The sequence below is a fragment of the Dehalococcoides mccartyi genome (assembly GCF_001889305.1).
Classification (GTDB): Bacteria; Chloroflexota; Dehalococcoidia; order Dehalococcoidales; family Dehalococcoidaceae; genus Dehalococcoides; species Dehalococcoides mccartyi_A.
In genome coordinates this window covers 1,061,302-1,085,779 of sequence record NZ_CP013074.1, presented here as the reverse complement: position 1 = coordinate 1,085,779, position 24,478 = coordinate 1,061,302, and the positions used below count along the sequence as shown (strand labels likewise).

General features: G+C 46.6%; 27 protein-coding genes. 17 read left to right on the top strand and 10 right to left on the bottom strand.

Annotated features, from left to right (window positions below):
* Nucleotides 1-155: 155 nt before the first annotated feature.
* A complete protein-coding gene (locus ASJ33_RS06010) occupies nt 156-899 on the top strand; it encodes a response regulator transcription factor (RefSeq protein WP_023652481.1) in 744 nt (247 codons plus the stop codon).
* 94 nt (nt 900-993) lie between these two features.
* Here ASJ33_RS06010 and ASJ33_RS06005 read toward each other — a convergent pair whose 3' ends face one another.
* Nucleotides 994-1,725: a hypothetical protein gene (locus tag ASJ33_RS06005; protein WP_041331122.1), complete on the bottom strand. Its 732-nt coding sequence runs from the start codon at nt 1,723-1,725 to the stop codon at nt 994-996.
* A 152-nt stretch (nt 1,726-1,877) separates the two neighbouring features.
* Here ASJ33_RS06005 and ASJ33_RS06000 point away from each other — a divergent pair, with 152 nt between their 5' ends.
* Nucleotides 1,878-2,699 carry a PrsW family intramembrane metalloprotease gene (locus tag ASJ33_RS06000; protein WP_041331120.1) on the top strand — a complete coding sequence of 274 codons (822 nt, stop codon included), beginning with the start codon at nt 1,878-1,880 and terminating at the stop codon, nt 2,697-2,699.
* On the opposite strand, the gene ASJ33_RS05995 is transcribed toward ASJ33_RS06000, so the two are convergent.
* From ASJ33_RS05995 to ASJ33_RS05970, 6 genes are read right to left on the bottom strand one after another with little or no spacing between them, the layout of a single operon-like run.
* Nucleotides 2,696-3,358 carry a hypothetical protein gene (locus tag ASJ33_RS05995; RefSeq protein ID WP_023652478.1) on the bottom strand — a complete coding sequence of 221 codons (663 nt, stop codon included), beginning with the start codon at nt 3,356-3,358 and terminating at the stop codon, nt 2,696-2,698. The two genes, ASJ33_RS06000 and ASJ33_RS05995, sit on opposite strands and share 4 nt — an antisense overlap.
* An 8-nt stretch (nt 3,359-3,366) precedes the next feature.
* Nucleotides 3,367-4,806 carry a polysaccharide deacetylase family protein gene (locus ASJ33_RS05990; protein ID WP_023652477.1) on the bottom strand — a complete coding sequence of 480 codons (1,440 nt, stop codon included), beginning with the start codon at nt 4,804-4,806 and terminating at the stop codon, nt 3,367-3,369.
* Nucleotides 4,807-4,839: 33 nt separating this feature from the next.
* Nucleotides 4,840-5,622: a carbon-nitrogen hydrolase family protein gene (locus tag ASJ33_RS05985; RefSeq protein ID WP_023652476.1), complete on the bottom strand. Its 783-nt coding sequence runs from the start codon at nt 5,620-5,622 to the stop codon at nt 4,840-4,842.
* Complete coding sequence (locus tag ASJ33_RS05980) at nt 5,622-6,170, bottom strand: cob(I)yrinic acid a,c-diamide adenosyltransferase (RefSeq protein ID WP_041331118.1); 549 nt, start codon at nt 6,168-6,170, stop codon at nt 5,622-5,624. The genes ASJ33_RS05985 and ASJ33_RS05980 overlap by 1 nt, the downstream gene beginning before the upstream one ends.
* 33 nt (nt 6,171-6,203) lie before the next feature.
* A complete protein-coding gene (gene cbiB / locus ASJ33_RS05975; RefSeq protein WP_041331116.1) occupies nt 6,204-7,127 on the bottom strand; it encodes an adenosylcobinamide-phosphate synthase CbiB in 924 nt (307 codons plus the stop codon).
* 49 nt (nt 7,128-7,176) lie between these two features.
* Nucleotides 7,177-7,998, bottom strand: coding sequence for a radical SAM protein (locus ASJ33_RS05970; RefSeq protein ID WP_012882224.1), 822 nt, complete (start codon nt 7,996-7,998; stop codon nt 7,177-7,179).
* Between the two features lie 178 nt (nt 7,999-8,176).
* Between ASJ33_RS05970 and ASJ33_RS05965 the strand changes: the two genes are divergently transcribed.
* Nucleotides 8,177-8,671 (top strand): hypothetical protein, encoded by a 495-nt coding sequence (locus tag ASJ33_RS05965; RefSeq protein WP_236886584.1) that lies wholly within the window; start codon nt 8,177-8,179, stop codon nt 8,669-8,671.
* 80 nt (nt 8,672-8,751) lie between these two features.
* On the opposite strand, the gene cysK is transcribed toward ASJ33_RS05965, so the two are convergent.
* Nucleotides 8,752-9,714 (bottom strand): cysteine synthase A, encoded by a 963-nt coding sequence (gene cysK / locus ASJ33_RS05960; protein WP_023652472.1) that lies wholly within the window; start codon nt 9,712-9,714, stop codon nt 8,752-8,754.
* A gap of 117 nt (nt 9,715-9,831) precedes the next feature.
* Here cysK and ASJ33_RS05955 point away from each other — a divergent pair, with 117 nt between their 5' ends.
* The 14 genes from ASJ33_RS05955 to ASJ33_RS05890 all read left to right on the top strand — a co-directional run bounded on the left by ASJ33_RS05955 (nt 9,832) and on the right by ASJ33_RS05890 (nt 23,180).
* Entirely contained in the window at nt 9,832-10,413 is a 582-nt protein-coding gene (locus ASJ33_RS05955; protein ID WP_023652471.1) for a manganese efflux pump MntP family protein, read from the top strand.
* A 131-nt stretch (nt 10,414-10,544) separates the two neighbouring features.
* On the top strand, nt 10,545-10,976 hold the full coding sequence (locus ASJ33_RS05950; RefSeq protein WP_010936826.1) for a 4Fe-4S dicluster domain-containing protein: 432 nt from the start codon (nt 10,545-10,547) through the stop codon (nt 10,974-10,976).
* Between the two features lie 15 nt (nt 10,977-10,991).
* On the top strand, nt 10,992-11,609 hold the full coding sequence (gene hisH, locus ASJ33_RS05945) for an imidazole glycerol phosphate synthase subunit HisH (RefSeq protein ID WP_023652470.1): 618 nt from the start codon (nt 10,992-10,994) through the stop codon (nt 11,607-11,609).
* Entirely contained in the window at nt 11,606-12,913 is a 1,308-nt protein-coding gene (locus ASJ33_RS05940) for an NAD(P)/FAD-dependent oxidoreductase (RefSeq protein WP_023652469.1), read from the top strand. The genes hisH and ASJ33_RS05940 overlap by 4 nt, the downstream gene beginning before the upstream one ends.
* Before the next feature lie 12 nt (nt 12,914-12,925).
* The gene (locus ASJ33_RS05935) at nt 12,926-14,056 is read left to right on the top strand and encodes a class II glutamine amidotransferase (protein ID WP_041331111.1); all 1,131 of its coding nucleotides are present in this window, start codon (nt 12,926-12,928) and stop codon (nt 14,054-14,056) included.
* Nucleotides 14,050-14,811: an imidazole glycerol phosphate synthase subunit HisF gene (hisF, locus tag ASJ33_RS05930; RefSeq protein WP_041331110.1), complete on the top strand. Its 762-nt coding sequence runs from the start codon at nt 14,050-14,052 to the stop codon at nt 14,809-14,811. The genes ASJ33_RS05935 and hisF overlap by 7 nt, the downstream gene beginning before the upstream one ends.
* Before the next feature lies 1 nt (nt 14,812).
* Nucleotides 14,813-16,315 (top strand): glutamate synthase-related protein, encoded by a 1,503-nt coding sequence (locus ASJ33_RS05925; protein WP_012882216.1) that lies wholly within the window; start codon nt 14,813-14,815, stop codon nt 16,313-16,315.
* Nucleotides 16,316-17,086: a hypothetical protein gene (locus ASJ33_RS05920; protein ID WP_041331108.1), complete on the top strand. Its 771-nt coding sequence runs from the start codon at nt 16,316-16,318 to the stop codon at nt 17,084-17,086.
* A 21-nt stretch (nt 17,087-17,107) separates the two neighbouring features.
* Entirely contained in the window at nt 17,108-17,779 is a 672-nt protein-coding gene (locus tag ASJ33_RS05915; RefSeq protein WP_041331106.1) for a response regulator transcription factor, read from the top strand.
* A 143-nt stretch (nt 17,780-17,922) separates the two neighbouring features.
* Nucleotides 17,923-19,149 (top strand): ammonium transporter, encoded by a 1,227-nt coding sequence (locus ASJ33_RS05910; RefSeq protein WP_041331104.1) that lies wholly within the window; start codon nt 17,923-17,925, stop codon nt 19,147-19,149.
* Entirely contained in the window at nt 19,146-19,484 is a 339-nt protein-coding gene (locus ASJ33_RS05905; protein WP_041331102.1) for a P-II family nitrogen regulator, read from the top strand. The genes ASJ33_RS05910 and ASJ33_RS05905 overlap by 4 nt, the downstream gene beginning before the upstream one ends.
* A gap of 121 nt (nt 19,485-19,605) precedes the next feature.
* The gene (locus ASJ33_RS05900) at nt 19,606-20,937 is read left to right on the top strand and encodes a glutamine synthetase family protein (protein ID WP_023652463.1); all 1,332 of its coding nucleotides are present in this window, start codon (nt 19,606-19,608) and stop codon (nt 20,935-20,937) included.
* 86 nt (nt 20,938-21,023) lie between these two features.
* Nucleotides 21,024-22,724, top strand: a complete 1,701-nt coding sequence (locus tag ASJ33_RS05895; protein ID WP_041331100.1) for an NAD+ synthase — start codon at nt 21,024-21,026, stop codon at nt 22,722-22,724.
* A 27-nt stretch (nt 22,725-22,751) separates the two neighbouring features.
* A complete protein-coding gene (locus ASJ33_RS05890; protein ID WP_023652461.1) occupies nt 22,752-23,180 on the top strand; it encodes a DUF3795 domain-containing protein in 429 nt (142 codons plus the stop codon).
* 45 nt (nt 23,181-23,225) lie between these two features.
* Here ASJ33_RS05890 and ASJ33_RS05885 read toward each other — a convergent pair whose 3' ends face one another.
* Both ASJ33_RS05885 and ASJ33_RS05880 read right to left on the bottom strand, forming a co-directional pair.
* Nucleotides 23,226-23,900 (bottom strand): Maf family protein, encoded by a 675-nt coding sequence (locus ASJ33_RS05885; RefSeq protein ID WP_041331098.1) that lies wholly within the window; start codon nt 23,898-23,900, stop codon nt 23,226-23,228.
* Between the two features lie 27 nt (nt 23,901-23,927).
* Nucleotides 23,928-24,464 (bottom strand): carbonic anhydrase, encoded by a 537-nt coding sequence (locus ASJ33_RS05880; protein ID WP_041331097.1) that lies wholly within the window; start codon nt 24,462-24,464, stop codon nt 23,928-23,930.
* Between the last annotated feature and the right edge of the window lie 14 nt (nt 24,465-24,478).

Sequence of the window (24,478 nt, the reverse complement as noted above, 5' to 3'; positions counted from 1 at the left end):
TATTTATCAGTTTGATTCAAACAAAAATAACAACCCGAAATAAAATTTAGGGCTTTTATTCCGTGCTTATGCGTAGTATCATGAGAAATGCTTTGATTGTATGGATACTGGTTGTATTCTTGTCTTTTTGTATACCTGAAAATTAAGGGATGGCCGTGGAAAAAATAATTTTGAAACCCAGCAAATCCTCTCCCAAAACAGGTCATTGCACTTCACCCGTTCGGGTATTACTTGTAGATGATCACGAAGTTGCCAGAGAAGGGCTGAGAAAGATCCTACACTCTGAATCAGATATTGAGATAATAGGCGAAGCTGACAATGTCCCGGATACACTTAGGCTGGCAGCAGAATTAAAACCGCAGGTTGTCTTAACCGATATAAAAATCTCCGGTACCGGCGGGTGTGAACTTCGTCAGCAGTTGAAAACAATCTATCCCCCGATAAAGGTTATAATCCTTACCGGCTATGAAGCAGAACAATACGCAACAGAGGCTTTGTCTAGCGGAATGAACGGGTTTTTAACCAAAGATTGCCCGCTTGAGCTTCTTTCCAATGCTATTAGGGTAGTAGCTTGCGGCGGCAGTGTCTGGCAGGGAAATTTGCTTGAAATTGCCTCTAAGAATCTTGCCTGCTTTGTAAATGAAAAGACTGTCAGCCGGAACATGGTAAATGAATATTCATCTGCTGCGGTCAGTATAATACCGCAAGATGTACTCTCTCCGCGTGAATTGGAGATACTTATTATGGTTGCCCGCGGCTATACCAACAAGGAAATCAGTGTTAATTTGGATTATGCTGAAATTACCATTAAAAAATATGTAAAAGGTATTATGACGAAACTAAATGTTTCTAACCGTACTCTGGCAGGTATTGCGGCTGTGAAATTCGGACTTGTTTAGCTTTATTAGATTGTATTATTGATGATGCGGGATATTAGTCAAAAGGGGGAAGCGTATACGCTTCCCCCTTTTTTGTTTTCAGTACAAACGGCATTTATGGCGTGGCTATAGATATATACTTGTGGCCGATCATATTGAATACAGCTTTGCCGTTTACCATGGTAATAGAATTGACGGAAAGGCCGGGTATATGGCTGATGAGACCATCTGTCAGGGTGATGAGTTTGCTGCTAAATTCATCCAAAGCAGCCTGTGGTATGGAAAACCTGCCTAGCTCAAATTTTTCTAGCTGCAAGGATAGATGGTTATTGGTCATGGATGGTGTGCATTTAACATAAAAAGCAGGATTGGATATAAAATAGCGGCTGTATTTGTTCCAGTACTCAGAAACTTCGGCATTGCCGTCCATAGCAGTAATAAAATCCTGAATTACTTGTATATCAAAAATTCCGGAACATTCTACTGTCCCGTCATTGTTTATTCTTACCTGAAAATTTTTTACCGGTGTGTACCTGTAATTAGTTTGATTTACGAAAGCGGTCAATTCCTCAGCAGTGTAAGAGGTATTAACGATGCGGGAGCCTGAAAAAATAATGCTGTCTGCCGGAGGGGTGTCAGATGGTAAAGTACCTATAGTAACACCGCTTTTAGAAACCATAGTTTGATAGTCCTGACTGGTGGCGGTTACACCCAAATCACGCGGTTTGTCTGATCCCATCAAGCTGGAAACACCCGGCATTATACCCAGATAGCCCATAATCAGCACTGCGGCGGCCAGTATAAGTACCGCAAATGTTATGATAGCGGTAACAATACCTTTTACCATCTATTAACCCTCCCGTTCGTTATAATTTTTAAAGATGAAGGGATTATAAGTGTTCCAGTTGGGTTATTCAATAGATATGGCGTATATTTATATTTTAGCCATATGGGTGATTGAAGGCGCGCCTTTTTGATGTTACGCTTATATTTACGGATATGAATTATCTGAAGAATATTAAAATATATCTGACTACCTACCGCTGGATATGGGTGCTGATAGGCGGGTTAGGTTTGTTTTTAGGTGCCGAGCAGCTTATCAAACTGACCCACGGGACTAATTTTTTGCCGCTGTTGGTAGTTTTGGGCGCTTTCATTATGCCGGTAACTTTCGTGGTTTTTATATATGAACGCCTGCCACTGGCAAATATAAATATCCGCTGGGTGCTGGCCAGTTTCTTTGTGGGCGGAATAATTGGACTTTTGATGGCCGGCATGCTGGAATATGCCACTGTTTCCAGTCTGAGTCCGTCCGGACTGCTGACAGTGGGGGTTATAGAGGAAGCAGCCAAACTAATATTCCCGATGATGCTTTTCTGGGGTGGAGGTTTCAGGGCTGAGGCTAACGGGGTTTTGTTTGGAGTGGCGGCCGGTATGGGTTTTGCAGCTTTGGAAACTATGGGTTATGGGGTAGTCAGCCTTATCCAGAGTCAGGGGGATATAAACCTTCTGGAGCAGGTGCTTCTTTTCAGGGGGTTATTATCTCCTGCCGGACATGCCGCCTGGACGGGTATAGTCTGTGCTGTTTTGTGGAGGCAACGAGTTGAATATAACAGAGGGCCTCTAAATCTGGCGGTTATTGGCGCATTTATACTGGCAGTGGGTCTCCATATTGTATGGGATATAGCCAGCGGGTTGAATCTACCTGTTGTCTGGGCGGCAATAGTGCTGCTGGCGGTGGCTGTTTTAAGTCTGCTTCTACTTATAAGGGCTATACGTCATGCCCGTTACCAACTGCGGCGGAAAGATTTATTATTTTAGACCGGCGGCAGAGTTTTTGCGGGTTTCTTTTTCAAGCGGCTTACAATCTGCTGGATAGCAAAAGTGCCTATATAAAGAACGGTCAATGCACTCGTGAAGATGATTACCATTTGGACAGGGTTTAACGTAAATACCTTTCCTACGACTGCTCCGAAGATAACATACAGGGCATCATAAAATAAACCGGATATCAACACCCCAAGCATCAGTACTTTGGTTTTGCGTTTAGCACCCATAAGCAGGGTCAGCGGTATACGCAGCCACATAAATCTGCCTACAGCTATGGCAAAGGGGGAATAAAAGTTTATTTTCTGGAGGGCAGGTGATTCGGACATTTTCTTAAGAGGGGTTCTGGTACGCAGAAAAGTAATAAACCTTTCAATGGGGCCGCTGCCTACTCTGCCCAAACGTGATAGAGCTAAAGCCCCTATCTGGCGGCCAGCCTGAGCTACCAGTATCAAAAGTATCAGAAGCCATATAGACAACTCTCCGTTAGCTGCCTGATAGCCGCCCATCAGCCAGGCTGTTTCCAAAAGATAAGGTATGGTGAGACCGACAGTTTCACTGATAAAACAGATACCGAACAGTATCACCAATACTACCAGATTAAATTCCGAGAGCATGGCAACACTCTGGGTGATTAGCGCTTCAAAATCCACTGCAATACCTAATTGTAAGCACTCAGCCCCAGCATTTCGGGCACAGTAATAAATTTATAGCCCTGATGGAGCAGGTTTGATATCAAGCTATCCAGTACCTTAACAGTCAGCTGGCAGTCAGATTGAAGGCTGTTTGAGTCTACGCCATATCCGTCATGGAACAGCAGAATACAGCCGGGGCTGATTTTATCGAGTATCTTTGAAAGAGCATTGTCTGTTTCACCCAGACTTTTACCTTCCACTGCATATCCCCAGCTGATGGTTACTATCTGCATTTCGCTTGCGGCTGACAATTCCCAGGGAGACCTTTTTCCATATGGCGGGCGATAAAGACAAGGGGTAACGCCAGTGGATTTACAGATAACCTCCGCACATCGCAGTATATCTTTTGCCCCGAAATCAGACAGGGCATGGTTGGCATTATGGCAGTAAGAATGGTTGCCCAGTATATGCCCGCGCTCAAGTATTTCTCTGGTTAGTTCAGGGTAGGTCTCTACATTTTTGCCCACCACAAAAAAGGTGGCTTTTATGCCATATTTATCCAGGATAGCCAGTATTTCGGGGGTGTATTCGGGATTGGGACCATCATCAAACGTAAGAGCTATAATCTTTGTATGCCCTTCACCTTCAAAATACACCTTGCCGAACAGCTGGGAAGATGGGCTGGCGTATCCCCAGAAGAGTATGCCCACTAAGCCGAGTATGGGTAGAGTATTTTTCGCTGAACGGAAAAATAAGGGGCTGCGGTACAAACGGTGGAAAAATTGTCCGATATGCTGAAAAACCCAGCCGGTTACCATGGCTATATTCTTAAATACATCACGGAGTATTCTGAAAAATGGCTTGTGTACTCTTCGGGCGGAAGTAGTGGCTACCAAACGGCGGTCAAGGAGTACTTTACCCTGCCGGCTAAGCCGGGTGGATATATCATACTGGTCTGCCGAAAAGGTACTTACATGGTAGCCGCCAATCCGTTCAAATACGTGGCGTTTAAAGGCAAAGTTAGCCCCGGAAATAAGCATGGGGCGGCCGTGAAACAGGCAGGTATAGGCGTTGCATATCAGGCGCAGCAGATACTCCAGAAATGCCCACCACGGAGGGTCTGCATATCTGTATATACCAGCGACCGCTACCGCTGAAGGCTGGTGTTTAAAGTCTGCGTATATGCGGGATAGCCAGTCCCGGGGGTAAATGGTATCGGCATCGGCCTGAACAATTATTTCACCTACCGCGGCTGCCGCACCTATCTGGCGGGCATAAAAAGCGCTGTGTTTTTCACAATGCAGTATTTTTACGGGGTATTTGCGGGCAACCAGTGCGGTTTTGTCTGTACTGCCGTTTACCACTACTATGATTTCATAGCTGTCAAAGTCCTGTCGGCATATGCTGTCAAGACAACGCGGAAGAAATAGCTCCTCATTGCAAGCAGGCAATACAACACTGATCATACGGTGTTATTATAGCCTATATGTCAAAACATGTCATAGCAGGGGCATGTCAATAACCGTGAAAGATCGGCTGAGGGTTTTTTTGGTAGCCGTATCAAAATCATAAACAAGCATGGCAGGGGTTTCTCCAAGGTAAACCAGCTTTTCACACCCGTCTTCAACTACCACGCTTCTGGCTTGAGTGAAATCCACCTGGTTTTCTTTGCCTGTGCGGTTGCAAACCCAAAGCGGCAGGCCTGTTTCAGCTGAACGTTTTTTCCAGCGCTCTTCCGGCGGGTATTTATTTCCCCAGGCTGCAGCCACAATAATAATTTCGGCACCATGTTTTGCAAGTATCTTGGCATGTTCACCATCGTAGGTATCTGCGCAGATAAGCATACCCAGCTTGCAACCGTCCATTTCAAAGACGGAAAGGCGGCATCCGGGGCTTGACCAGCCTTCTTCTGTACCGGGGTGTACCTCTATTTTGCAGTGTTTGCCGACAAGTTCTCCCTGGCGGTTTACGGCAAACAGACAGTTATAGCATTTGCCGCTTGACGGGTCTTTTTCAGGGTAGGAAAGGAACAACCCCACATCTAAAGATTTGCATAACTCCAATATCTTTTTAAGCCATGAGTCAGGTTGGGGGGATATCCATTTTGTACCGATAACTTCTTCAAAAAAATAGCCTGAAACAGCCATCTCTGGCGTGAGCACCCATTTTACCCCGGCCTGAGCAGCTTTACGGAGGGCATTGGAGATTAAGGTGCGGTTCGTGTCTATATCCGCTGTTCTGGGTTCAATGTGCAACATGGCTACTTTTATAATTCTGGTCATCAGTAGTCTATCCCTTGTCTTGCGTCCACCCCTTTTTCAAACGGGTGTTTACGGTTGACCAGTTCGGTTACCTGATCTGCCAGCACCACTAGACGGGTATCCGCATGGCGTCCGGTCAGTATCAGCTCTATTTTTGGGGGTTTGGATTTTACCAGTTCAACCACCTCGTCTACATTTATTAGTTTCCAGGCGGAGGCTGTGTTTATTTCATCCAGCATTACTACATCATACTCACCGCTGGAAATCACTTTTTTTGCTTCAGCCAGGGCTTTTTGGGCGTAATCCAAGTCTGCTTGAGTGGTATACTGCGGGCCCATAAAATCACTGCGGCCGAAAATGGCGTAATCTATACCCGGCAGACGCTTAAGTGAGTTATATTCACCGCCTTCGTGAATACCCTTCATAAAAAAGACTATATAAACTTTCAGCCCGTATCCGGATGCCCGCATAACTGTCCCCAGTGCCGCCGAAGTTTTGCCGCGGCCGTCTCCGGTAAATATCTGGACAAGACCTGTATTGTATTTAGTAGTCTGCCGGGTGTCATTCACTTTTCAACTCCTGCATATATTAGGGGATATTATTTATATCCAGACTATGGCTATGCATATGCCTGCCCAGATAAACATGCTGGTTTTATAAAGTCTGGCCGCTCTACTCAGACATAGGGTACTTAGCGGACGGAGAGATTTACCCATAGTGTAGCACCTGGCCTTTTTCAATGAAACATCCAATGCCCCTGCCATGGCGGCCATCGGCCAGCCTGCATTTGGGGAGGTAGTCTTGGCATGGTCTGAAATGGCAGAACGAAGTGCCTGTTTATGATTCTGGTGAATGATAAATGCACCGGTTATAAAAAGTAGAGCAGTCAGCCGGGCCGGGATGAAATTAGCCACGTCGTCCAGACGGGCGGCAAATTTGCCCCGATATTCGTATTTGCCGTGAAAACCTATCATGCTGTCCAGCGTGTTTATAGCACGGTAGGCAAATGCTCCCGGTATGCCCAAAAGTATAAAGTAAAATAAGGGGGCAACGAAAAAATCACTGGCATTTTCTGAGATGGAGCGTATGGAAGCGGAGATAATATCCTCACGGCTAAGGCTTTCTTTATCATGCGGGACTGTGCCCAGCAGGGTTTCCAGTTCTTTAGGCGGAGCACCGGAGCTGTTTTTTTCAAGCAGTTTTTTTATTTTAAGTGCTATTGCCCACTGCTCACGAAGGCAAAAAGCGGGTTTAAGTATCAGCCCTCCCGCAAACACATAGATCAGGGTGTTAAAATCTTTTAGATATCCCAGAATGAAGAATACCGCTGTAAAGGATATGCTTACGGTTAGTATGCTTAAGAATGCCCCGTAAATAAACTGGGTTTTAGGATTGCGGGACGGGCTGAAGCGATCCAGAAAGGATATGAATTTGCCAAGCCAAACTACCGGGTGAAGAGGTGCGGGATATTCACCCAGTACCAAGTCTAAAGCAATGGCAAGTACAATTATATATACAGTTTCCACAGTTAGCTAATATTTATACCTGATTAACATTTTTAAAAGGGTAGTTTGCTTAGAATAGCCGTTTTACCTCAAAAAAGAGGTCTTTTTTATCCAGATTGTCAGTGGTTTGCTGGGTGCAGGTAACGGTGCTGAGATATTTTTTTGCAAGAGCTACTGCCTGGCTCATTTCTTCCTGAGTAGCTCTTCGCCATGTATTATCACCGCATTCAAAATATGCATCTATCCTCAGGGGAATATTCGGGCTGAGACTGGCAATATGCTTGGCAATAGCTTCTGTTTCAGCCAAGTCTATATAACCGGGTATAAATACCATTTCGGCTCTAAGCTTTTTGCCCGAACGGAAAATAGCTTCAAAATTTTTCAGCATTTTAGTATTGGATACTTCGGTGTAATCCAGATAGAGTTTCGGAGTAACCGCTTTGAGGCTGAAAACTACCTCGTCTATGTTGGAAAGATCAGGCAGTTTCAACCCATTTGTGTTTAAGGTTATATAGACGCCAAACTCGGCTTTAAGGCGGCGGCATATTTCTTCGAAATGGGGGTCTATGGTCGCTTCCTGCCCTTCAAATAGAACTTCTTTGAGCTCTACTTTGCGCAGGGTTTCCATAATCCCGTCTAAACTCAGGAACGATTCCGGACCACGGGGTGGTGACAAATGGGGGTCACGTGAGACCACGTCCAGATTTTCTTCCAGGGCCAGACAGTTGATTTCTTTTTTGCATAGACAGCCGCGGCATTTCAAGTTGCAGTTCCAATGAAACAGATAGGCTTTTTTTATGCCGGGAGCATAGGCTATATGATAAACATTGGTCATTTCCGGGTTGGCTTGGCGGTTAGGCATAATACGTGGTGTATGAGAATTTGCGGTCATAAATATATATTCCTACAAAAAATTATCTAATATTATAGCACAATATTCCCCCGAAATAGTTTTGGAGTTTTGAAAATATACAATTTTAAATGATTTTCAGATGCATTTTGTGCAAGTATTGGCAAAAGGGAAAGGGGTTGTTATTATAAATGGATAATCTTTTTGTATGAGGTGCCCTGTGGAAGAAAAAATCCTTGGTGTAGTACCTAATTTTAAGAAGTCCAAGTCATGGGGAAGATGGGATACATACTCTTTGGTGGTTACAGACCAGAGCTTTATATTTGCTTTAATGACTAGCCAGATGGTAAAAGATGCTGCTGCTGAAGCCCAGAAAAACGCTAAAGAAGCAGGGAAAGGTTTTTTTGCCCGCTGGGGTGACCAGATAAAAAGCGGATTTACTCTTTATCAAAAGTACTATAATATGCCTGTCGAGTCTATACTGGAGGAGAGCAAAGAGAATTTCCAGCTGCAGCTTGATAATATTTCAAAGGTAATTGTAAAGAAAAAAACAGGCGATGAAAATCTGGCGGACACTACCGAGATAAAGATTGAAACTGCAAGCGGGAAACAGGAATATTTTATTGATGGTACCAGCAAGGAAATGGTAGGTTTGTTTGAAGCTGTTCTGGGGGATAAGCTGGATATAAAAAAAGGCATATTCGGTTTAGGATGAAAAGTGCCTGTCGGGAAGTTTATCGTATTGAAGGGGGTGTAAATACCCCTTCAATTTTTAACACACATATAAAGATGCATCTAGTCACCAAGAGGCAGGCTGGAGAGATAGCGTTCTCCGCTATCAGGCATAATGGCAACAATAAGTTTGCCGGAGTTTTCAGCTTGTTTGGCGGTTTCCAGTGCCGCCCAGAGTGCTGCCCCGGATGAAATGCCTGCCATGATACCTTCTTCGCTAGCTAAACGCAGTGCCATTTTTACGGCTTCTTCACCGGGTACACGTATAACTTTGTCTATCAGTTCAAGTGACAGTATGCGGGGTATAAAGCCTGCACCTATACCCTGGATAAGGTGAGAATGGGGTTTCCCGCCGGAAATTACAGGTGATTCAGCCGGCTCTACCGCTACTATCTGTATAGATGGTTTGGCGGCCTTTAATCCTCTGGCTGTGCCGCTTAAAGTGCCGCCCGTACCTACGCCTGCTACCAATATATCTATCCTGCCGTCGGTATCCCGCCAAATTTCCTCAGCAGTGGTTCGGTAGTGGCTTTCGGGATTAGCCGGGTTTTCAAACTGGTTTGGAATGAAGGCCTGCGGCAATCTGCTTTTTAATTCAGATGCTTTTTCTATCGCCCCCTGCATACCTAATTCTGCCGGGGTAAGCACTAGTTCAGCTCCCAGCAGACGGAGTAGACGCCGTCGCTCAACCGAAAAGTTTTCAGGCATGGTAAGCATCAGACGGTAACCTTTAGCGGCACAAACGGCGGCTAATGCTATACCTGTATTGCCGCTGGTTGATTCTATTATGATGCCTCCGGGTGAGAGCTTACCTTCTTGTTCCGCCTTTTCTATCATATGCAGAGCCGGACGGTCTTTGGCGCTGTGAGTGGGATTGAACGATTCCAGTTTCAGTATGATTTCGGCTTTCAGCCCGCTGCCTATCTTGTTTAAGCGAACCAGCGGTGTGTTGCCGATAAGTTCCGTAATATTTGAGGCAATACCGCATCCCTTGCGGGTATTGGGTTCAGATGCTCTGTTTTCCATACGGACCCCTTTAGACCAATATTTAAAACTAGTATAAATAGGATTGTCGGGCATGAACCCAGGTTTGTCAAGAATGTTTTAAAAATAGCCTAATGCGTGTTATACTACTACTTCATTATGAGCTTATTATCGGTTATGTTTATTGCGCTGGGACTTTCGGCTGATTGTTTTGCCGTATCAATCGGCATAGCATGTACCCATACAAACATTAAAAGCCATGTCATGTGGCGGGTTGCCGGTGCTTTCGGTATATTTCAGGCTGGGATGGCTACTATCGGCTATTTTGCCGGCCTGAGTGTCATAGATATTATATCTGCCTTTGATCATTGGATTGCTTTCGGTCTGCTGTCAGTTATTGGTGTACGCATGGTATATGAAGCTGTGCAGGGTGAAGATGACCAAAAGCTGGTAAAGCTTGACCTAACCCGCGGGCTTGGTTTACTGGGTGTGGCGGTGGCTACTTCAATAGATGCGCTGGCTGTCGGATTGGCGTTTGCAGTTGAAGATGCCAATATCGGGCTTGCGGCTTTGCTGATAGGTTTGGTTTCGCTCGCGGTTAGCTTTATGGGTTTTAAACTGGGCAACCGTATCGGCCATTTTGCCAGCCGTTGGGTTGGTATAGCAGGCGGGTTGGTGCTGGTCTTAATAGGCTTAAAAATACTAGCAGAACATACTCTTGGCTGGGAACTACTGGTGTAATACAGGCGAAATGATTGCGAAATAATAATGTATTAATTACATTGATTTAGCTTGCCAGATATTTGACAAGCGATTATCTAAGTGCTAATTTATATAAATACGGAAGTTATATACCGTATGTAGGGGTAAGTATGAAAAGGGTACAAATTAAAGAAGAACTTTGTATGGGCTGCGGCCTGTGCCGTGTAGCCTGTCAGACCGAACACTCAGTCTCCCATGACGTTATAAAGGCCGTCAAAAAGGAAAATCAGAAACCCAGAATACGGGTTGAACGCAAGGGTGAGATAAGTTTCTCCGTTCCCTGCCGTCACTGTGACGAGCCATGGTGCGCTTATTCCTGCATCAGCGGGGCTATGACCCGTGACCCTATAACGGGTATTGTGTCCAGTGATCCTGAAAGATGTATCGGCTGTTGGACATGCATTGTGGCCTGCCCGAACAGTGCTCTTATAAAAGACAAGGCAAACCATGTGATTCTCAAGTGTGATCTGTGCGGCGGTAAAGAAATACCCGCCTGTGTAGCTAACTGCCCAAATGAAGCCTTGGGGCTGGTTGACGGCTAAAAGGCTGGTAAAACGATGATTGCGCTTGTTGATTACGGAGGGGGTAACCTAAAGAGTGTGGCGAATGCCATATATGCTTTGGGATATGAGTTTACCCTGACTTCAGACCCAAAGGAGCTTCTTTCTGCTCAGGCAGTTATCCTGCCCGGAGTGGGTGCGGCGGCTGATACGGTTGCCGGGCTGAAGGCAAAGGGGCTGGATGAAGCTATAAAAGAGCTGGTAAAGAGAGATATCCCCCTGCTGGCTATATGCGTGGGTATGCAGGTGCTTTTTGACTCCACCGAAGAGGGGAATAAAGCAAAGTGTCTTGGTATTTTGAAAGGCAAAGTAAAACGCCTGCCTGACGGGGTAAAGATACCCCAGATGGGTTGGAATCAGCTCAAGCAGCGGGTTTCACACCCCATATTTGAGGGTATACCTGACGGGGCTGATTTTTATTTTGTCCACAGTTATTATGCCAGCCCTGCTGACAAACATATTATAGGGGCAACCACAGACTACGGAGTGGATTTTTGCAGTCTGGTTATCAGTAAACGCCTTATCGCTACCCAGTTCCATCCGGAAAAGAGCGGTAGCTACGGCTTAAAGTTATATCAAAACTTTTTTAAGATGGCTCTGGGAGATAAAAAATGAAAGCCGATTATTTGATTGTAGGATGTTCTGCCGGCGGTATAGGCGCGGCAGAGGCTATTCGGGAAGTGGACCGTGACGGTTCTATTGTCATAGCGGGGGAAGAGCCTTATCTGGCTTATTCGCGCCCCATGATAGCCAAGTATCTTTCCGGACAAAAAAACGTGGAAAAAATACTTTTCCGCCGTCCGGAATTTTATGCTAATAACAATATTACCTGTCTGACTGATACCAAAGTGGAAGCGGTGGATACTGCTGCCCATGAGGTCAGCCTTTCAAACGGGGAAAAGATTGGTTACGGCAAACTCTTGCTTGCCCCCGGCGGCAAACCCATTGTACCGCTGATTGACGGGTCAAACAAGGCGGGTGTTTTTAACTTTATAAACATGAAAGACGCCTCTTTGATAGACAGCTATGTAAAGGCCGAAAATGTAAAGAAGGCTGTTATCATAGGCGGTGGTCTTATTGGCATGAGTGCCGCGGATGCCCTCACTAAGCTGGGTATTGAAGTAGATATTATTGAGCTTAAAGGCCATATCCTGAATACTATTCTGGATGAAGCAGCCGGCAAGATAGCTGCTCAGACAGTTACTTCTTATGGTGTAAAATTGAACACCGGACGGACTGTGAGTAAAGTACTGGGTTTGCACAAGGTTGCCGGGGTGGAGCTGGACAACGGTCATCAGATAGAAAGCCAGATGCTGGTAATAGCCATCGGTGTTATTCCCCGGACAGAACTGTTTAAAGCCGCCGGTCTGGAAGTTAACCGCGGGGTGGTGGTAAATGACAATATGCGTACCAGCAACCCTGATGTATATGCCTGCGGTGATGCTTGTGAGTCTTTTGATTTTATCTATAACAGCCGCCGGGTTACTCCTATCTGGCCTAATGCTTATATAGGCGGGCGGATAGCCGGTTACAATATGGCCGGTATGGTTACCACCTATCACGGCGGTACAGTGATGAATTCTCTTAACTACTTCGGCATGGATATTGCCACTGCTGGTATGTCGGTATTGCCGCCGGATGCCAGTGGTCTTGAAGTTCTTTCGGCACTCACCGCCAACGGATACAAGAAACTGGTTTTAAATGAACAAGGCAAGATTGTGGGCATGCTGACCCTGGGCGAAACGGATACCGCCGGTATTATATTCGGCCTTATGCGTGACCAGAGTGATGTACGCCCCATTAAAGATAACATACTTAATGAGAATTTTGGTCTGGCCTATCTGCCGGCTGACAGCCGTGAAGAACACCTTCATGGCAATACTTCGGGCAGGGTAGCCCCGGCTGATTTCAAGCATTAGCAGGAGATTTCCATGAGAGACTTAACTAGAGTAAGCAATAGCCATTCGGACAGCAAGGTTATAGATGCCTGTTCGCTTTTCGGGATGATGGATACCTCCGGGGGGCGTTTCTCCGGGGCTGATTTGATTACTGCCATCGGCAGTATGCATGACCGTGGAAACGGTCTGGGCGGCGGCTTTGCCGCTTACGGAATTTACCCTGATTTTGCTGAAGAATACGCTTTCCATATCATGTTTCTCAGCCAGCAGGCTAAAACGGAAACAGAGTGTTTTCTGGAAAGCTTTTTTAATCTGAAATACAAGGAAGAAGTTCCTACCCGTGACCAGCAGGGAATTACCAACCCGCCCATTGTCTGGCGGTATTTTGCCTCGGTCAGCCCTGAAAAATGCGGCAAATTTATTGAAGAAGATTACGTGGTAGACCGCGTAATGTACATAAACACCTGCATAGATGATGCCTTTGTGTTCTCAAGCGGCAAAAACATGGGTGTCTTTAAGGGTGTGGGCTATCCTGAGGATATCGGGCGCTTTTTCCGCCTGGAAGAATACGAAGGTTATCTGTGGACTACTCATGGACGCTTTCCTACCAATACCAAAGGCTGGTGGGGAGGTGCTCACCCGTTCTGCCTGCTGGACTGGACAGTGGTGCATAACGGGGAGATTTCTTCCTATGGCATAAACAAGCGTTTTCTGGAGCAGTACGGATACAAATGCACTATGGAAACCGATACCGAAGTAGTAGCCTACGCGGTAGACCTGCTTATGCGTAAGCACGGTCTGTCTATTGAGCTGGCGGCTAAAGTAATGTCTGCGCCTCTCTGGAATCAGATAGCCCGTTTGCCGGAACACGAACGCAAGATTATGACTACTCTTCGCCAGATTTACGGCGGTTTGCTTTTAAATGGTCCGTTTACAGTCATTGTGGCCCATACCGGCGAAATGATAGGTATGACAGACCGTATACGTCTGCGACCCATGGTAGTGGGTGAATATCAGTCAAAGCTGTTTATTTCGTCAGAAGAGTCTGCTATCCGGTTGGTGCAACCGGAACTGGATAAAGTCTGGTTGCCCGTTGGCGGTGTTCCGGTAGTGGGCAGCTTGAAAAATCCCATCAAGGCGCAAAAGGAAGCTACTGCATGCTGAATAAACGGGTTATTCCATGTTTAGATGTGAATAACGGACGGGTAGTTAAAGGTACCAGTTTTGTAAATCTGCGTGATGCCGGTGACCCGGTGGAACTGGCGGCGCGTTACTACCGCGAAGGTGCTGACGAACTGGTGTTTTTAGATATTTCAGCTACTACCGAAGAACGCAAGACTATGGCCGAGGTGGTAGAGCAGGTATCTAAGGAGGTTTTTATACCTCTGTGTGTGGGCGGCGGTTTGCGGAGCATTGCGGATATGAATACTCTGCTTCGGGCCGGAGCTGACAAGGTCTCTATAAATTCGGCAGCCGTATCTACCCCGGATTTGATAAGCCGGGGAGCTGAAAAATTCGGCCGGCAGTGTATTGTAGTGGCTGTTGATGCTAAACGTGAAGGCAGCGGCTGGCAGGTTTATACTCATAGCGGAAAGAAACCCGCCGGGCTGGATGCGGTGGAGTGGACTATTAAGGCAGAAGCACTGGGTGCTGGAGAAATACTCCTGACCAGTATTGATGCCGACGGTAAAAATACCGGATATGACAATGAGCTTAACCGGGAAATCAGTTCCCGCTTGAATATACCCGTTATCGCTTCAGGCGGGGCGGGTAGCCCGGAAGACTTGTATAACGCCCTGGATAAAGGGCAGGCAGATGCGGTGCTGGCGGCCAGCATTTTCCATTACGGGCGTTACACTATAGCCGAAGTAAAACAATATCTTAAGAGCAAGGGTTTGCCGGTAAGGCTGGAGAACTAAGATGAAGACATTTTTACCTTCTAAATTTATAGTAGACAGGATTGAAGACCGTTGTATCAAGTGCAAGGTTTGCATAACTCAATGCAGCTTTGATACCCACTATTACGACGAAGATGATGACCAGATAAAGGTCCGCAACCAGAACTGTGTGGGTTGTCACCGCTGTGTGACCTTCTGTCCCACTAATGCACTGGTCGTGCGGAATAATCCTTTGGAATACCGCCAGAATGCCAACTGGACGCCCGAAATGATAGAGGATATTTTCAAGCAGGCTGAAACAGGCGGCGTTCTCCTTACCGGTATGGGCATGGATAAGGCTAAACCCATTTACTGGGATAAACTGCTTATAAACGCTTCACAGGTAACCAACCCTTCCATAGATCCTCTGCGTGAGCCTATGGAACTTACCACCTATTTGGGGCGCAGGCCTGAAAAAGCCGCTTTTGATAATTGCGGTAATGTGAAAGAAAACATTACCCCCCTGGTGAAAATAGATGTGCCGGTTATGTTCTCTGCCATGTCTTACGGCGCAATCAGCCTGAATGTCCACCGTTCTCTGGCTCAGGCAGCTAAAAATATGGGCACTATGTGGAATACCGGTGAAGGCGGTCTTCACTCCAGCTTGATGGAATTTAAAGATAACACCATAGTCCAGGTAGCTTCAGGACGTTACGGCGTTCAAAATGATTACCTTAATTCAGGGCGTATAGTGGAAATCAAGATAGGCCAGGGTGCCAAGCCCGGCATTGGCGGCCATTTACCCGGTGAAAAGGTGAGTGCTGATGTTTCACTTACCCGTATGATACCCATGGGGACAGATGCTATTTCCCCTGCTCCCCAGCATGATATTTACTCTATTGAAGATTTGTCTCAGCTTATATATGCGCTTAAAGAAGCCACCCGTTACCGCGTACCTATTTCGGTAAAGATTGCGGCGGTACATAACGTTTCGGCTATTGCCAGCGGTATAGTTCGGGCGGGTGCGGATATAGTGACCATTGACGGTATGCGGGGTGCTACCGGTGCTGCCCCCAAGGTTATCCGTGATAATGTGGGTATACCTATTGAGCTGGCTCTGGCGGCGGTTGATTCACGCTTACGTGAAGAGGGTATCCGTAATCAGGCTTCACTGGTGATTTCTGGCGGTATCCGCAACAGCGGTGACGTTTTCAAGGCTATTGCCCTGGGTGCTGATGCTGTCAATATAGGTACGGCGGCTTTAGTAGCTTTAGGCTGTCATCTTTGCCAGCAATGCCATACCGGCAAATGTGCCTGGGGTATTTGTACCTCGGACTTAGCTTTAACCAAGCGTATAAACCCTGAGATAGGTGCTAAACGCCTTTCCAATCTGCTGCGCGGCTGGAGCCTTGAGATTAAAGATATGCTGGGCGGCTTGGGCGTAAATGCTATTGAAAGCCTCAGAGGCAACCGCCTCCATCTGCGAGGTGTAGGTCTATCCGCTGAAGAGCTGAAAATTCTTGGAGTAAGGGCGGCAGGTGAATAAATGAATAGCATTGAAGTGAAACAAAACCAGGATACTGCCTGTGTAAATTTGCACGGTGTTTATTACCGTGAGCTTAATACCCGTTTGGCAGAGCTGGTAAATCAGGGTGTCCGCTCTTTGGAGCTTAACAATGCCTGCGGCCAGCGTTATATCGGTACCAGCCTTAAAGGTGACCTTAAAATAACCATAAACGGCACACCCGGCAATGACCTTGGAGCTTTTATGGATGGCCCCAGCATAACGGTAAACGGCAATGTGCAGGATTGCTGCGGCAATACTCTGAATAATGGCTGTATTGTCGTTCACGGGCATGGCGGGGATATATTCGGTATGTCTGCCCGCGGCGGCAAACTCTTTGTACGTGATTACGTAGGTTACCGTGCCGGTATTCACATGAAAGCCTATCAGGATAAAAAACCTTCTTTGGTTATCGGGAATACCGCTCAGGACTTTCTGGGTGAGTACATGGCTGGAGGCGTGCTGGTAGTACTGGGTTTGGGGCTTGGGGAAAACGAAACCCACAAGGCCAACTTTATAGGCACGGGCATGCATGGCGGTGTAATATATATGAGCGGCAAGGTTGAGGAACACCAGCTTGGCAAAGAAGTGGCTATTGCTGAGTTGGATGAGGCAGACTGGAAAACTTTACGCCCTTTAATTGATGAATTTGCTCTCCACTTTGGTTATAATGCAGAGGAGATAGCTGCCAGGCCTTTCTACAAGCTTTATCCGAAATATCTCAGGCCTTATGGCAGGATGTACGCTTATTAAGAAACACTTAAGGCGGGCCAGTTGTTAAAACTGTTAATTATCACTGCTGATATAAAAAAAATTGGTAATTTGCTTAGGGAATTGGAGGCTGACCGGTTTGAAATAAAACAGGCGGCCTCTTTTGTTTTAGCCTACCCCTTATTATCCGAAGTTGCCCCCGATATTATTTTGCTGGATTTTACCAGCCTGCAAAATGAGCCATCCGAATGGGAAATTCCTGAAGATGTTCATTTAGATAGAAATCCGCTGGTAATGGGTCTGTTACCTGTAGATGATTACGAGAATATTGCTCTTAACCCTGGGCTGGATGATTTTATCCGCTGGCCCGGTTCTATGGGCGAACTGAAAGTCCGCCTGGCGCGGTTGGCTGAAAAATGGGGGATGAGTGAGCCGGGTATTATAAAAGCAGGTGATCTTGTAATAGATACCCTTGGCTGTGAAGTCACTCTGTCAGGGCGGCTGCTTGACCTGACATTCCGTGAGTTTGAACTTTTAAAATTCTTAGCCCAAAACCGGGGACGTGTTTTTTCCCGTGAGGCTTTGCTTAATAAGGTGTGGGGATATGACTATTACGGCGGAGACCGCACCGTAGATGTCCACATAACCCGCCTGCGGGGCAAGATAGAAGATTCCTCTCATACATTTGTTGAGACCGTGCGTAACATAGGCTACCGTTTTAAACGCCGTTTTTGACATTCTCGGTTTTCTCCTTTGGCATTTTTACCGTAATATTCCTGAAACTTAAATTTAATTTGATTGCAATACGGCGTTAATCTGTTTTTAACCTGCCATAGCTAAACTGTATATAAATAAGTATACAGAAGGAGGGTTTAGTTATGGACAGCGGCGATACGACTTGGCTACTTGTCTCCACCGCTCTGGTCATGCTAATGACTCCGGGCGTGGCTCTGTTTTACGGAGGCATGGTCCGGCGTAAAAATCTGGTTTCCACCCTGATGATGAGCTTTGGCGCTATGGCCCTGGGTGGCGTACTCTGGGTTCTGATCGGCTACAGCCTTGGTTTCGGTAACGATATCAGCGGTCTGGTAGGCGGCCTGAACTTTCTGGGTTTAAATGGGGTGGGGCAAGACCCGTCTGACACTTATGCAACTACTGTACCTCATTTAGCCTTCATGATGTTCCAGGGTATGTTTGCTATTATCTCTCTGGCCCTTATTACCGGTGCAGTAGTAGAGAGAATCCGCTTTAGCGCCTTGCTCCTGTTCGGAGCGCTCTGGCTTTGCCTTATTTACTCACCCATTGCCCATTGGGTCTGGGGTGATGGCGGATGGTTATTCAATCTGGGTGTTTTGGACTTTGCCGGCGGTACTGTTGTACACATTAACGCTGGTGTTTCCGCAATGGCTTTGGTATTTGCACTGGGTGCCCGCCGTGGTTTCCTTAAGGAACAGATGGAACCCAACAACCTGCCCATGGTTATGCTGGGTGCGGCTCTGCTCTGGTTCGGCTGGTTCGGTTTCAACGGCGGCAGCGCTTTAACTGCCGGTGGTCTGGCTTCAAATGCTTTTGTTACTACTAACACTGCAGCTGCCAGCGCAGCTCTGTGCTGGATATTCCTTAGCTGGCGTCACCGCCGTCCATCATTGCTGGGTGCTGTTACCGGTGCAGTTGCCGGTTTGGTAGCTATTACCCCTGCGGCTGGTTTTGTAACACCTTTGGCGGCTATCGCTATCGGTGCGGTGGCAGCTTTGGTTTGCTACGGTGCTATGATATTCAAGATGAAACGCGGATTTGATGATTCCCTGGATGTTATGGCGGTACATGGTGTAGGCGGTATCTGGGGTGCTTTGGCAACAGGTATCTTTGCCAGCGTAGCAGTAAACTCTGCCGGTGCTGACGGTCTTTTGTCCGGTAACGTGGAACTGTTCCTAAAACAGGCTTTGGGTGTGGCTGTTACAGCCGGCTTTGCCTTCGTTGGCAGCTTCATAATAGCCAAGGTTGTGGATAAGCTGGTAGGTCTGCGTGTTAAAGAACCCGAAGAAATGATAGGGCTTGATATTGCCCAGCACTCTGAACGGGCTTATGGTGGGAGTTTAAGATGAAAAAGATAGAAGCCATTATCCGCGAAGAAAGATTGGAATCTGTTAGAAAAGCATTGGAACTGGCAGGATTTGCCGGGCTGACTGTAACCGAAGTAAGCGGACGCGGAAAGCAAAAGGGCGTTCCGCTGCAATGGAGAGTAGGTGAGTACCGGGTAGAGTTCCTGCCCAAGCTGAAACTGGAAATGATTTGCCATGATGATGACTGCCAGGTTGCAGTTGATGCCATTGTCAAGGCTGCTCGAACCGGACGTATCGGAGATGGTAAAATATTCATAATGCCGGTTGAGCAGGTAATACGTATCCGTACAGGTGAAACAGGCGCTGAAGCAGTCTAGACTGTACGAGACGTAACATTTCTGAAACAATTGTGAAATAATACTGAAATATATAACTGGTAGACTAAACAACTGATTTGGGGAAAATATTTCCCCGGCAATAAAAGGAGATACGTTAGAAATGACGAGGGCAGAATCTGTAGAGTACGTTCTTAAAACGGCTAAGGATCATAATGTACGGTTTATCCGCCTGTGGTTTACTGATATTTTAGGCACCTTGAAGAGTTATTCCATTGCCTATAACGAGCTTGAAAGGGCTTTGGAAGACGGTATGGGTTTGGACGGTTCTTCTATTGAAGGTTATGCCCGTATAGATGAATCTGACATGGTTGCCTTGCCTGACCCGGATACTTTCCGGATTATGCCCTGGTCTAATGGCGAATATCAGGTTGCCCGGATGTTTTGCGATATCAAACATCCGTCCGGCGAGCAGTTTGAAGGTGACCCCCGCTACGTCCTTAAGAGGAACCTGAAAAAAGCGGCTGATATGGGTCTTACATTCTATGTCGGGCCTGAGCTGGAGTATTTTTACTTCAAGAATGACCGCTCAACCGAGTTTTTAGATGAAGGCGGCTATTTTGACCTGACTCCCCGTGATTTGGCAACTGACCTTCGCCGCGAAACCATAGTGGCTTTGCAGGATATGGGTATAATAGTTGAATATGCCCACCACGAAGTCGCTCCCAGCCAGCATGAAATTGATATCCGCTATACCGATGCTTTAACCATGGCGGACAATGTTATGACTTACAGGCTGCTGGTCAAAGAAGTGGCTTTGCGTCATGGATTGCATGCCAGCTTTATGCCCAAACCTGTAGCTTCTGTAAATGGCTCCGGTATGCATACTCACCAGAGTCTTTTCAAGGGTGATAAAAACGCTTTCTTTGATGCCAAAGATTCCTACTATCTGTCACCTATGGCTAAGCAGTACGTAGCCGGTATCCTTAAGTATGCCCCCGAATTTACCGCAGTCACCAACCAGTGGATTAACTCGTATAAACGGCTTGTACCCGGTTTTGAAGCTCCTGTGTATCTTTCCTGGGCACGGCGCAACCGGGCTGATCTGGTACGTGTACCTGAGTACAAACCAGGACATGAAAAATCTACCCGCATAGAGCTTCGCTCTGCTGATCCGGGTTGTAACCCTTATCTGGCTTTCAGCGTTATGCTGGCCGCCGGTCTTAAGGGTATTGAGGACAAACTGACTCCTCCTGCTCCCATAGAAGAGAATGTCTATGAGATGAACGAAGCTGAGCGTGCTAAACGCGGCATCGGTACTTTGCCCGGCAGTTTGCTGGAAGCCCTGAAGCTGACTGAGGGCAGCGCCCTGATGCGTGAAGCTTTGGGTGAACATGTTCACGAGGCATTTATTGCTAACAAGAAAATAGAGTGGACTCAGTACAGCATGGCTGTTACGGACTGGGAACTTAAGAGATATCTGCCCGTTCTATAGCCTTTACTAAATAAATTGGCACAGGGTCTGGGAAATAGGTTACAATAGCCTATACCAGACCCTGTTTTTTTATATATGAGGGCAATATGGGAAAACTGCGTTTAGCAATGGCGCAAATTGATAGTGTGGTGGGAGATTTAGCAGGTAACACTGCCTGTATTGTCGGCAATATTCAAAAAGCACGTTCACTGGGTGCTGATGTGATAGCCTTTCCGGAACTGGCTATTTGCGGTTACCCTCCGGAAGATTTACTGCACAAACCCCGCTTTGTGGAAGAAAACCTGCATGCGCTGGATGCGGTAATAAAAGCTTCACAGGGTATTACGGTAGTTGTAGGGTATGTAAATTCAAGCGACGGCCTTCATAATTCTGCTGCTGTTATCCATAACGGCTGTTTGATAGACAGCTATCATAAGATATTTTTGCCTAATTACGGCGTGTTTGATGAGAACCGCTATTTTATGCCGGGTAACCGCTGTCCAGTGTACACCATTTGCGGACTGCAGGTAGGAGTAAATATTTGCGAAGATATTTGGTTTACTTCCGGTCCGTCCACTGCCCAAGCCAGCAAGGGAGCGGAACTTATTATTAATATAAGTGCTTCGCCGTATCATCTGGGCAAGAGAAATCAGCGCGAAAAAATGCTTTCAAACCGTGCCCGGGAAAACCGGGTATATATTGCTTACACCAACATGGTAGGCGGGCAGGATGAGCTGGTATTTGACGGTGCCAGCAATGTTTTTGACTATAATGGCAATCTGGTGTTAAGGGGCAAACAGTTTCAGGAAGATTTGCTGGTGCTGGACCTGGATATCCCTATTTCGCCTGTACAAAGGGATATAAATATAGAAGTCCCGGACTCTATATTTGTTTCGGCATCAGGTCTTAGTGAGCCAAAACTGCCGGTTGAAAATAGTGACAGTGTTCCTCTGGATGCTGATGCAGAGGTTTATCAGGCGCTTTTACTGGGTACTAAAGATTACATAAATAAAAATGGCTTTAAGAAGGTGGTTATCGGTCTTTCCGGGGGGATAGATTCCAGTTTGGTAGCTGCTATAGCCACAGATGCCTTGGGTGCGGATAATGTAGTGGGAGTTATTATGCCTTCCCGTTATTCTTCTGCGGGCAGTATTTCAGACAGTTTGCGTCTGGCGGAAAATCTGGGTATAAAAACCTTGCAAATCCCCATAGGCCCCATTTTCAAATCATTTCTGAGTACCCTTTCAGAAGTATTTGCCGGAACTGAAACTGACACAACCGAAGAAAATATTCAGGCGCGTATCCGGGGTAATCTGCTTATGGCCCTTTCCAATAAATTTCACTGGCTGGTGCTTAATACCAGTAATAAAAGCGAAACCGCTATAGGCTACAGTACCCTGTATGGTGATATGGCCGGCGGTTTTGCCATTATCAAGGATGTTCCCAAGGTGCTGGTTTACCGCCTGGCTCACAACCGCAATAAATCAGCCGGCTTTGAGCTGATACCCCATAATGTGCTCACCAAACCGCCATCTGCCGAGCTTAAACCCAACCAGTTTGATACTGATTCACTGCCACCATACGAAGTACTTGACCCTATTTTGGAAGCTTATGTAGAACAGGATAAAAGCATAGACCAGATTGTGGCACTTGGATTTGAAGAGAGTATTGTAAAACGGGTGGTCAAAATGGTAGACCGTAGTGAGTATAAACGCCGTCAGGCCCCCCCGGGCATTAAAATAACTTCCAAAGCTTTCGGACGCGACCGCCGTTTGCCTATTACCAACCGCTATAATCACGCTAACTAAGCAAATGACTGGCGTGGAGTAAACAATATGGAAATGCCTGAAACTTCAGCCCCAGAAATAATTGCCCCCTGCGGTATAAACTGCCTCGGCTGCAAGGCTCATATTATGCAAAAAAAGGTCTGTCCGGGATGTTTTACTGACAGCCGAACTAAGTCAGATAGCTGCCGGAATTGCCGTATAAAAGCATGTGCCGCAGAGCATGAGGTGAATGCTTGTGCTGCTTGCGGTGTGTTTCCCTGCCGTTTGATTGTCAATATTGACAAAAGGTATAGACTACGTTACGGCCTCAGCCTGATTGAAAACGGGCTGTTTTTGAAACAGAATGGTTTTGAGGCATTTTTTGCCCGTGAAAAAGAACGTCTTAGTTGCCCAGAATGCGGAGGGATAATCTGCATTCATAACCGCACCTGCAGTACCTGCCTTAAAACATACCCGATAGATAACTCCTCCCGATAGGTTGTGCCTGCACTGCAGGGTTTAGCCGCAGGAAAGCCTTGCAGACTAAAGTAATCGGGATATTTCGGTGCGGTAAATGCGGCAAAGAGAGCAATCTCCCTCAGGCTGCCAGCTTCGGGCAAGTTTAGGGTTAAAACCCGCCTTGTTCAGCAGACGCACTAAAGTACAAACAGGCAACCCCACTACATTCAGGTAACACCCGTCTATCTTTTCCACCGGATTAAATTCGCCGTCCTGTATGCCGTATGCACCGGCTTTATCCATGGGTAAGCCGCTTTCTACATAGCTTTGGGCTTCAGCGGCAGTAAAAGGGCGCATAATAACGGTGCTAAGGCAGGAGGCGGAGTGAATTTGGCCGTTTGCGGTATTTAGAAGGCAAACGCCGCTTATTACTTTGTGGCTCTTGCCGCCCAGCCTCAGCAGATATTCTAAAGCCTCTTTTTTTGATGCAGGCTTGCCGAGTATGCCGCAATCATCTGTCACTACGGTATCTGCGGCTATTATCAGTCCGTGGCTGCATTTGCCGGCAATATCTTTGGCTTTAGTTTCTGCATTTAAAACGGCAAATCCGGCAGGTTCAGCCGAACTGTCAGGGGATACTTCGGCTTGTGAGGGGCAAACTGAAAACGCCAAGCCCATTTCACTTAGTATCTGGCGTCGGCGGGGTGAGGCTGACGCCAGAATTATTTCAGGGAGTTTGCCGCTTGGATTATCAGACATAATTCCACTTGCTTTCGTGCCTCATATTTAATCTGAGATCAGGCTGAGCAGGTTATCCTCAAGGCTGTAGTAAAGAGGTACAACCATTATGCCGGGGTATTTATCCGCCAGGCGTTTGGCCTCCGCAACTACAAATTCAGCTTCGTTGTCAATTTCAAACATCGGGGCATAGTTCATAAAGTGTTCTTCGGCTCTGTCCCTGTTCCAGCCGGCATTTTTGCAAAGCCCCTCTATAAACTGAGATTTCTTTGAAGCCAAGTTTACCATGCCGCAATTGTTATGGGCGATAAGGGCTATATGTTTGATTTCACCTATGGCTATTGCGTACGAAACCTTGAACTCGCTGTTTCGCAGATTTGCTCCGCCGGTCCGGAGTATATATGCAAAGTTTTCGGGTATGCGGAGCTGTTTCCGGTTATCCATGCACATGCCTACAAGCAGACGGGCAGAGTGACAGGCATGTAATTCCTTGCCCAGATTCTGATACCCGATAAGTTCGGCAATGGGGGTATTCATATATTCAGGTGGTATCTGGCTGATATCGGTTATTTTTACAGTTTTCATAAAAGCCCACTTTA

Coding starts and splice junctions, on each gene's coding strand:
- ASJ33_RS06005 (WP_041331122.1), bottom strand. CDS start 1,725: ATGGTAAAAGGTATTGTTACCGCTATCATAACATTTGCGGTACTTATA.
- ASJ33_RS06000 (WP_041331120.1), top strand. CDS start 1,878: ATGAATTATCTGAAGAATATTAAAATATATCTGACTACCTACCGCTGG.
- ASJ33_RS05990 (WP_023652477.1), bottom strand. CDS start 4,806: ATGATCAGTGTTGTATTGCCTGCTTGCAATGAGGAGCTATTTCTTCCG.
- ASJ33_RS05985 (WP_023652476.1), bottom strand. CDS start 5,622: ATGACCAGAATTATAAAAGTAGCCATGTTGCACATTGAACCCAGAACA.
- ASJ33_RS05970 (WP_012882224.1), bottom strand. CDS start 7,998: ATGACCGCAAATTCTCATACACCACGTATTATGCCTAACCGCCAAGCC.
- cysK (WP_023652472.1), bottom strand. CDS start 9,714: ATGGAAAACAGAGCATCTGAACCCAATACCCGCAAGGGATGCGGTATT.
- ASJ33_RS05955 (WP_023652471.1), top strand. CDS start 9,832: ATGAGCTTATTATCGGTTATGTTTATTGCGCTGGGACTTTCGGCTGAT.
- ASJ33_RS05950 (WP_010936826.1), top strand. CDS start 10,545: ATGAAAAGGGTACAAATTAAAGAAGAACTTTGTATGGGCTGCGGCCTG.
- hisH (WP_023652470.1), top strand. CDS start 10,992: ATGATTGCGCTTGTTGATTACGGAGGGGGTAACCTAAAGAGTGTGGCG.
- ASJ33_RS05940 (WP_023652469.1), top strand. CDS start 11,606: ATGAAAGCCGATTATTTGATTGTAGGATGTTCTGCCGGCGGTATAGGC.
- ASJ33_RS05935 (WP_041331111.1), top strand. CDS start 12,926: ATGAGAGACTTAACTAGAGTAAGCAATAGCCATTCGGACAGCAAGGTT.
- hisF (WP_041331110.1), top strand. CDS start 14,050: ATGCTGAATAAACGGGTTATTCCATGTTTAGATGTGAATAACGGACGG.
- ASJ33_RS05925 (WP_012882216.1), top strand. CDS start 14,813: ATGAAGACATTTTTACCTTCTAAATTTATAGTAGACAGGATTGAAGAC.
- ASJ33_RS05920 (WP_041331108.1), top strand. CDS start 16,316: ATGAATAGCATTGAAGTGAAACAAAACCAGGATACTGCCTGTGTAAAT.
- ASJ33_RS05910 (WP_041331104.1), top strand. CDS start 17,923: ATGGACAGCGGCGATACGACTTGGCTACTTGTCTCCACCGCTCTGGTC.
- ASJ33_RS05905 (WP_041331102.1), top strand. CDS start 19,146: ATGAAAAAGATAGAAGCCATTATCCGCGAAGAAAGATTGGAATCTGTT.
- ASJ33_RS05900 (WP_023652463.1), top strand. CDS start 19,606: ATGACGAGGGCAGAATCTGTAGAGTACGTTCTTAAAACGGCTAAGGAT.
- ASJ33_RS05895 (WP_041331100.1), top strand. CDS start 21,024: ATGGGAAAACTGCGTTTAGCAATGGCGCAAATTGATAGTGTGGTGGGA.
- ASJ33_RS05890 (WP_023652461.1), top strand. CDS start 22,752: ATGGAAATGCCTGAAACTTCAGCCCCAGAAATAATTGCCCCCTGCGGT.
- ASJ33_RS05885 (WP_041331098.1), bottom strand. CDS start 23,900: ATGTCTGATAATCCAAGCGGCAAACTCCCTGAAATAATTCTGGCGTCA.
- ASJ33_RS05880 (WP_041331097.1), bottom strand. CDS start 24,464: ATGAAAACTGTAAAAATAACCGATATCAGCCAGATACCACCTGAATAT.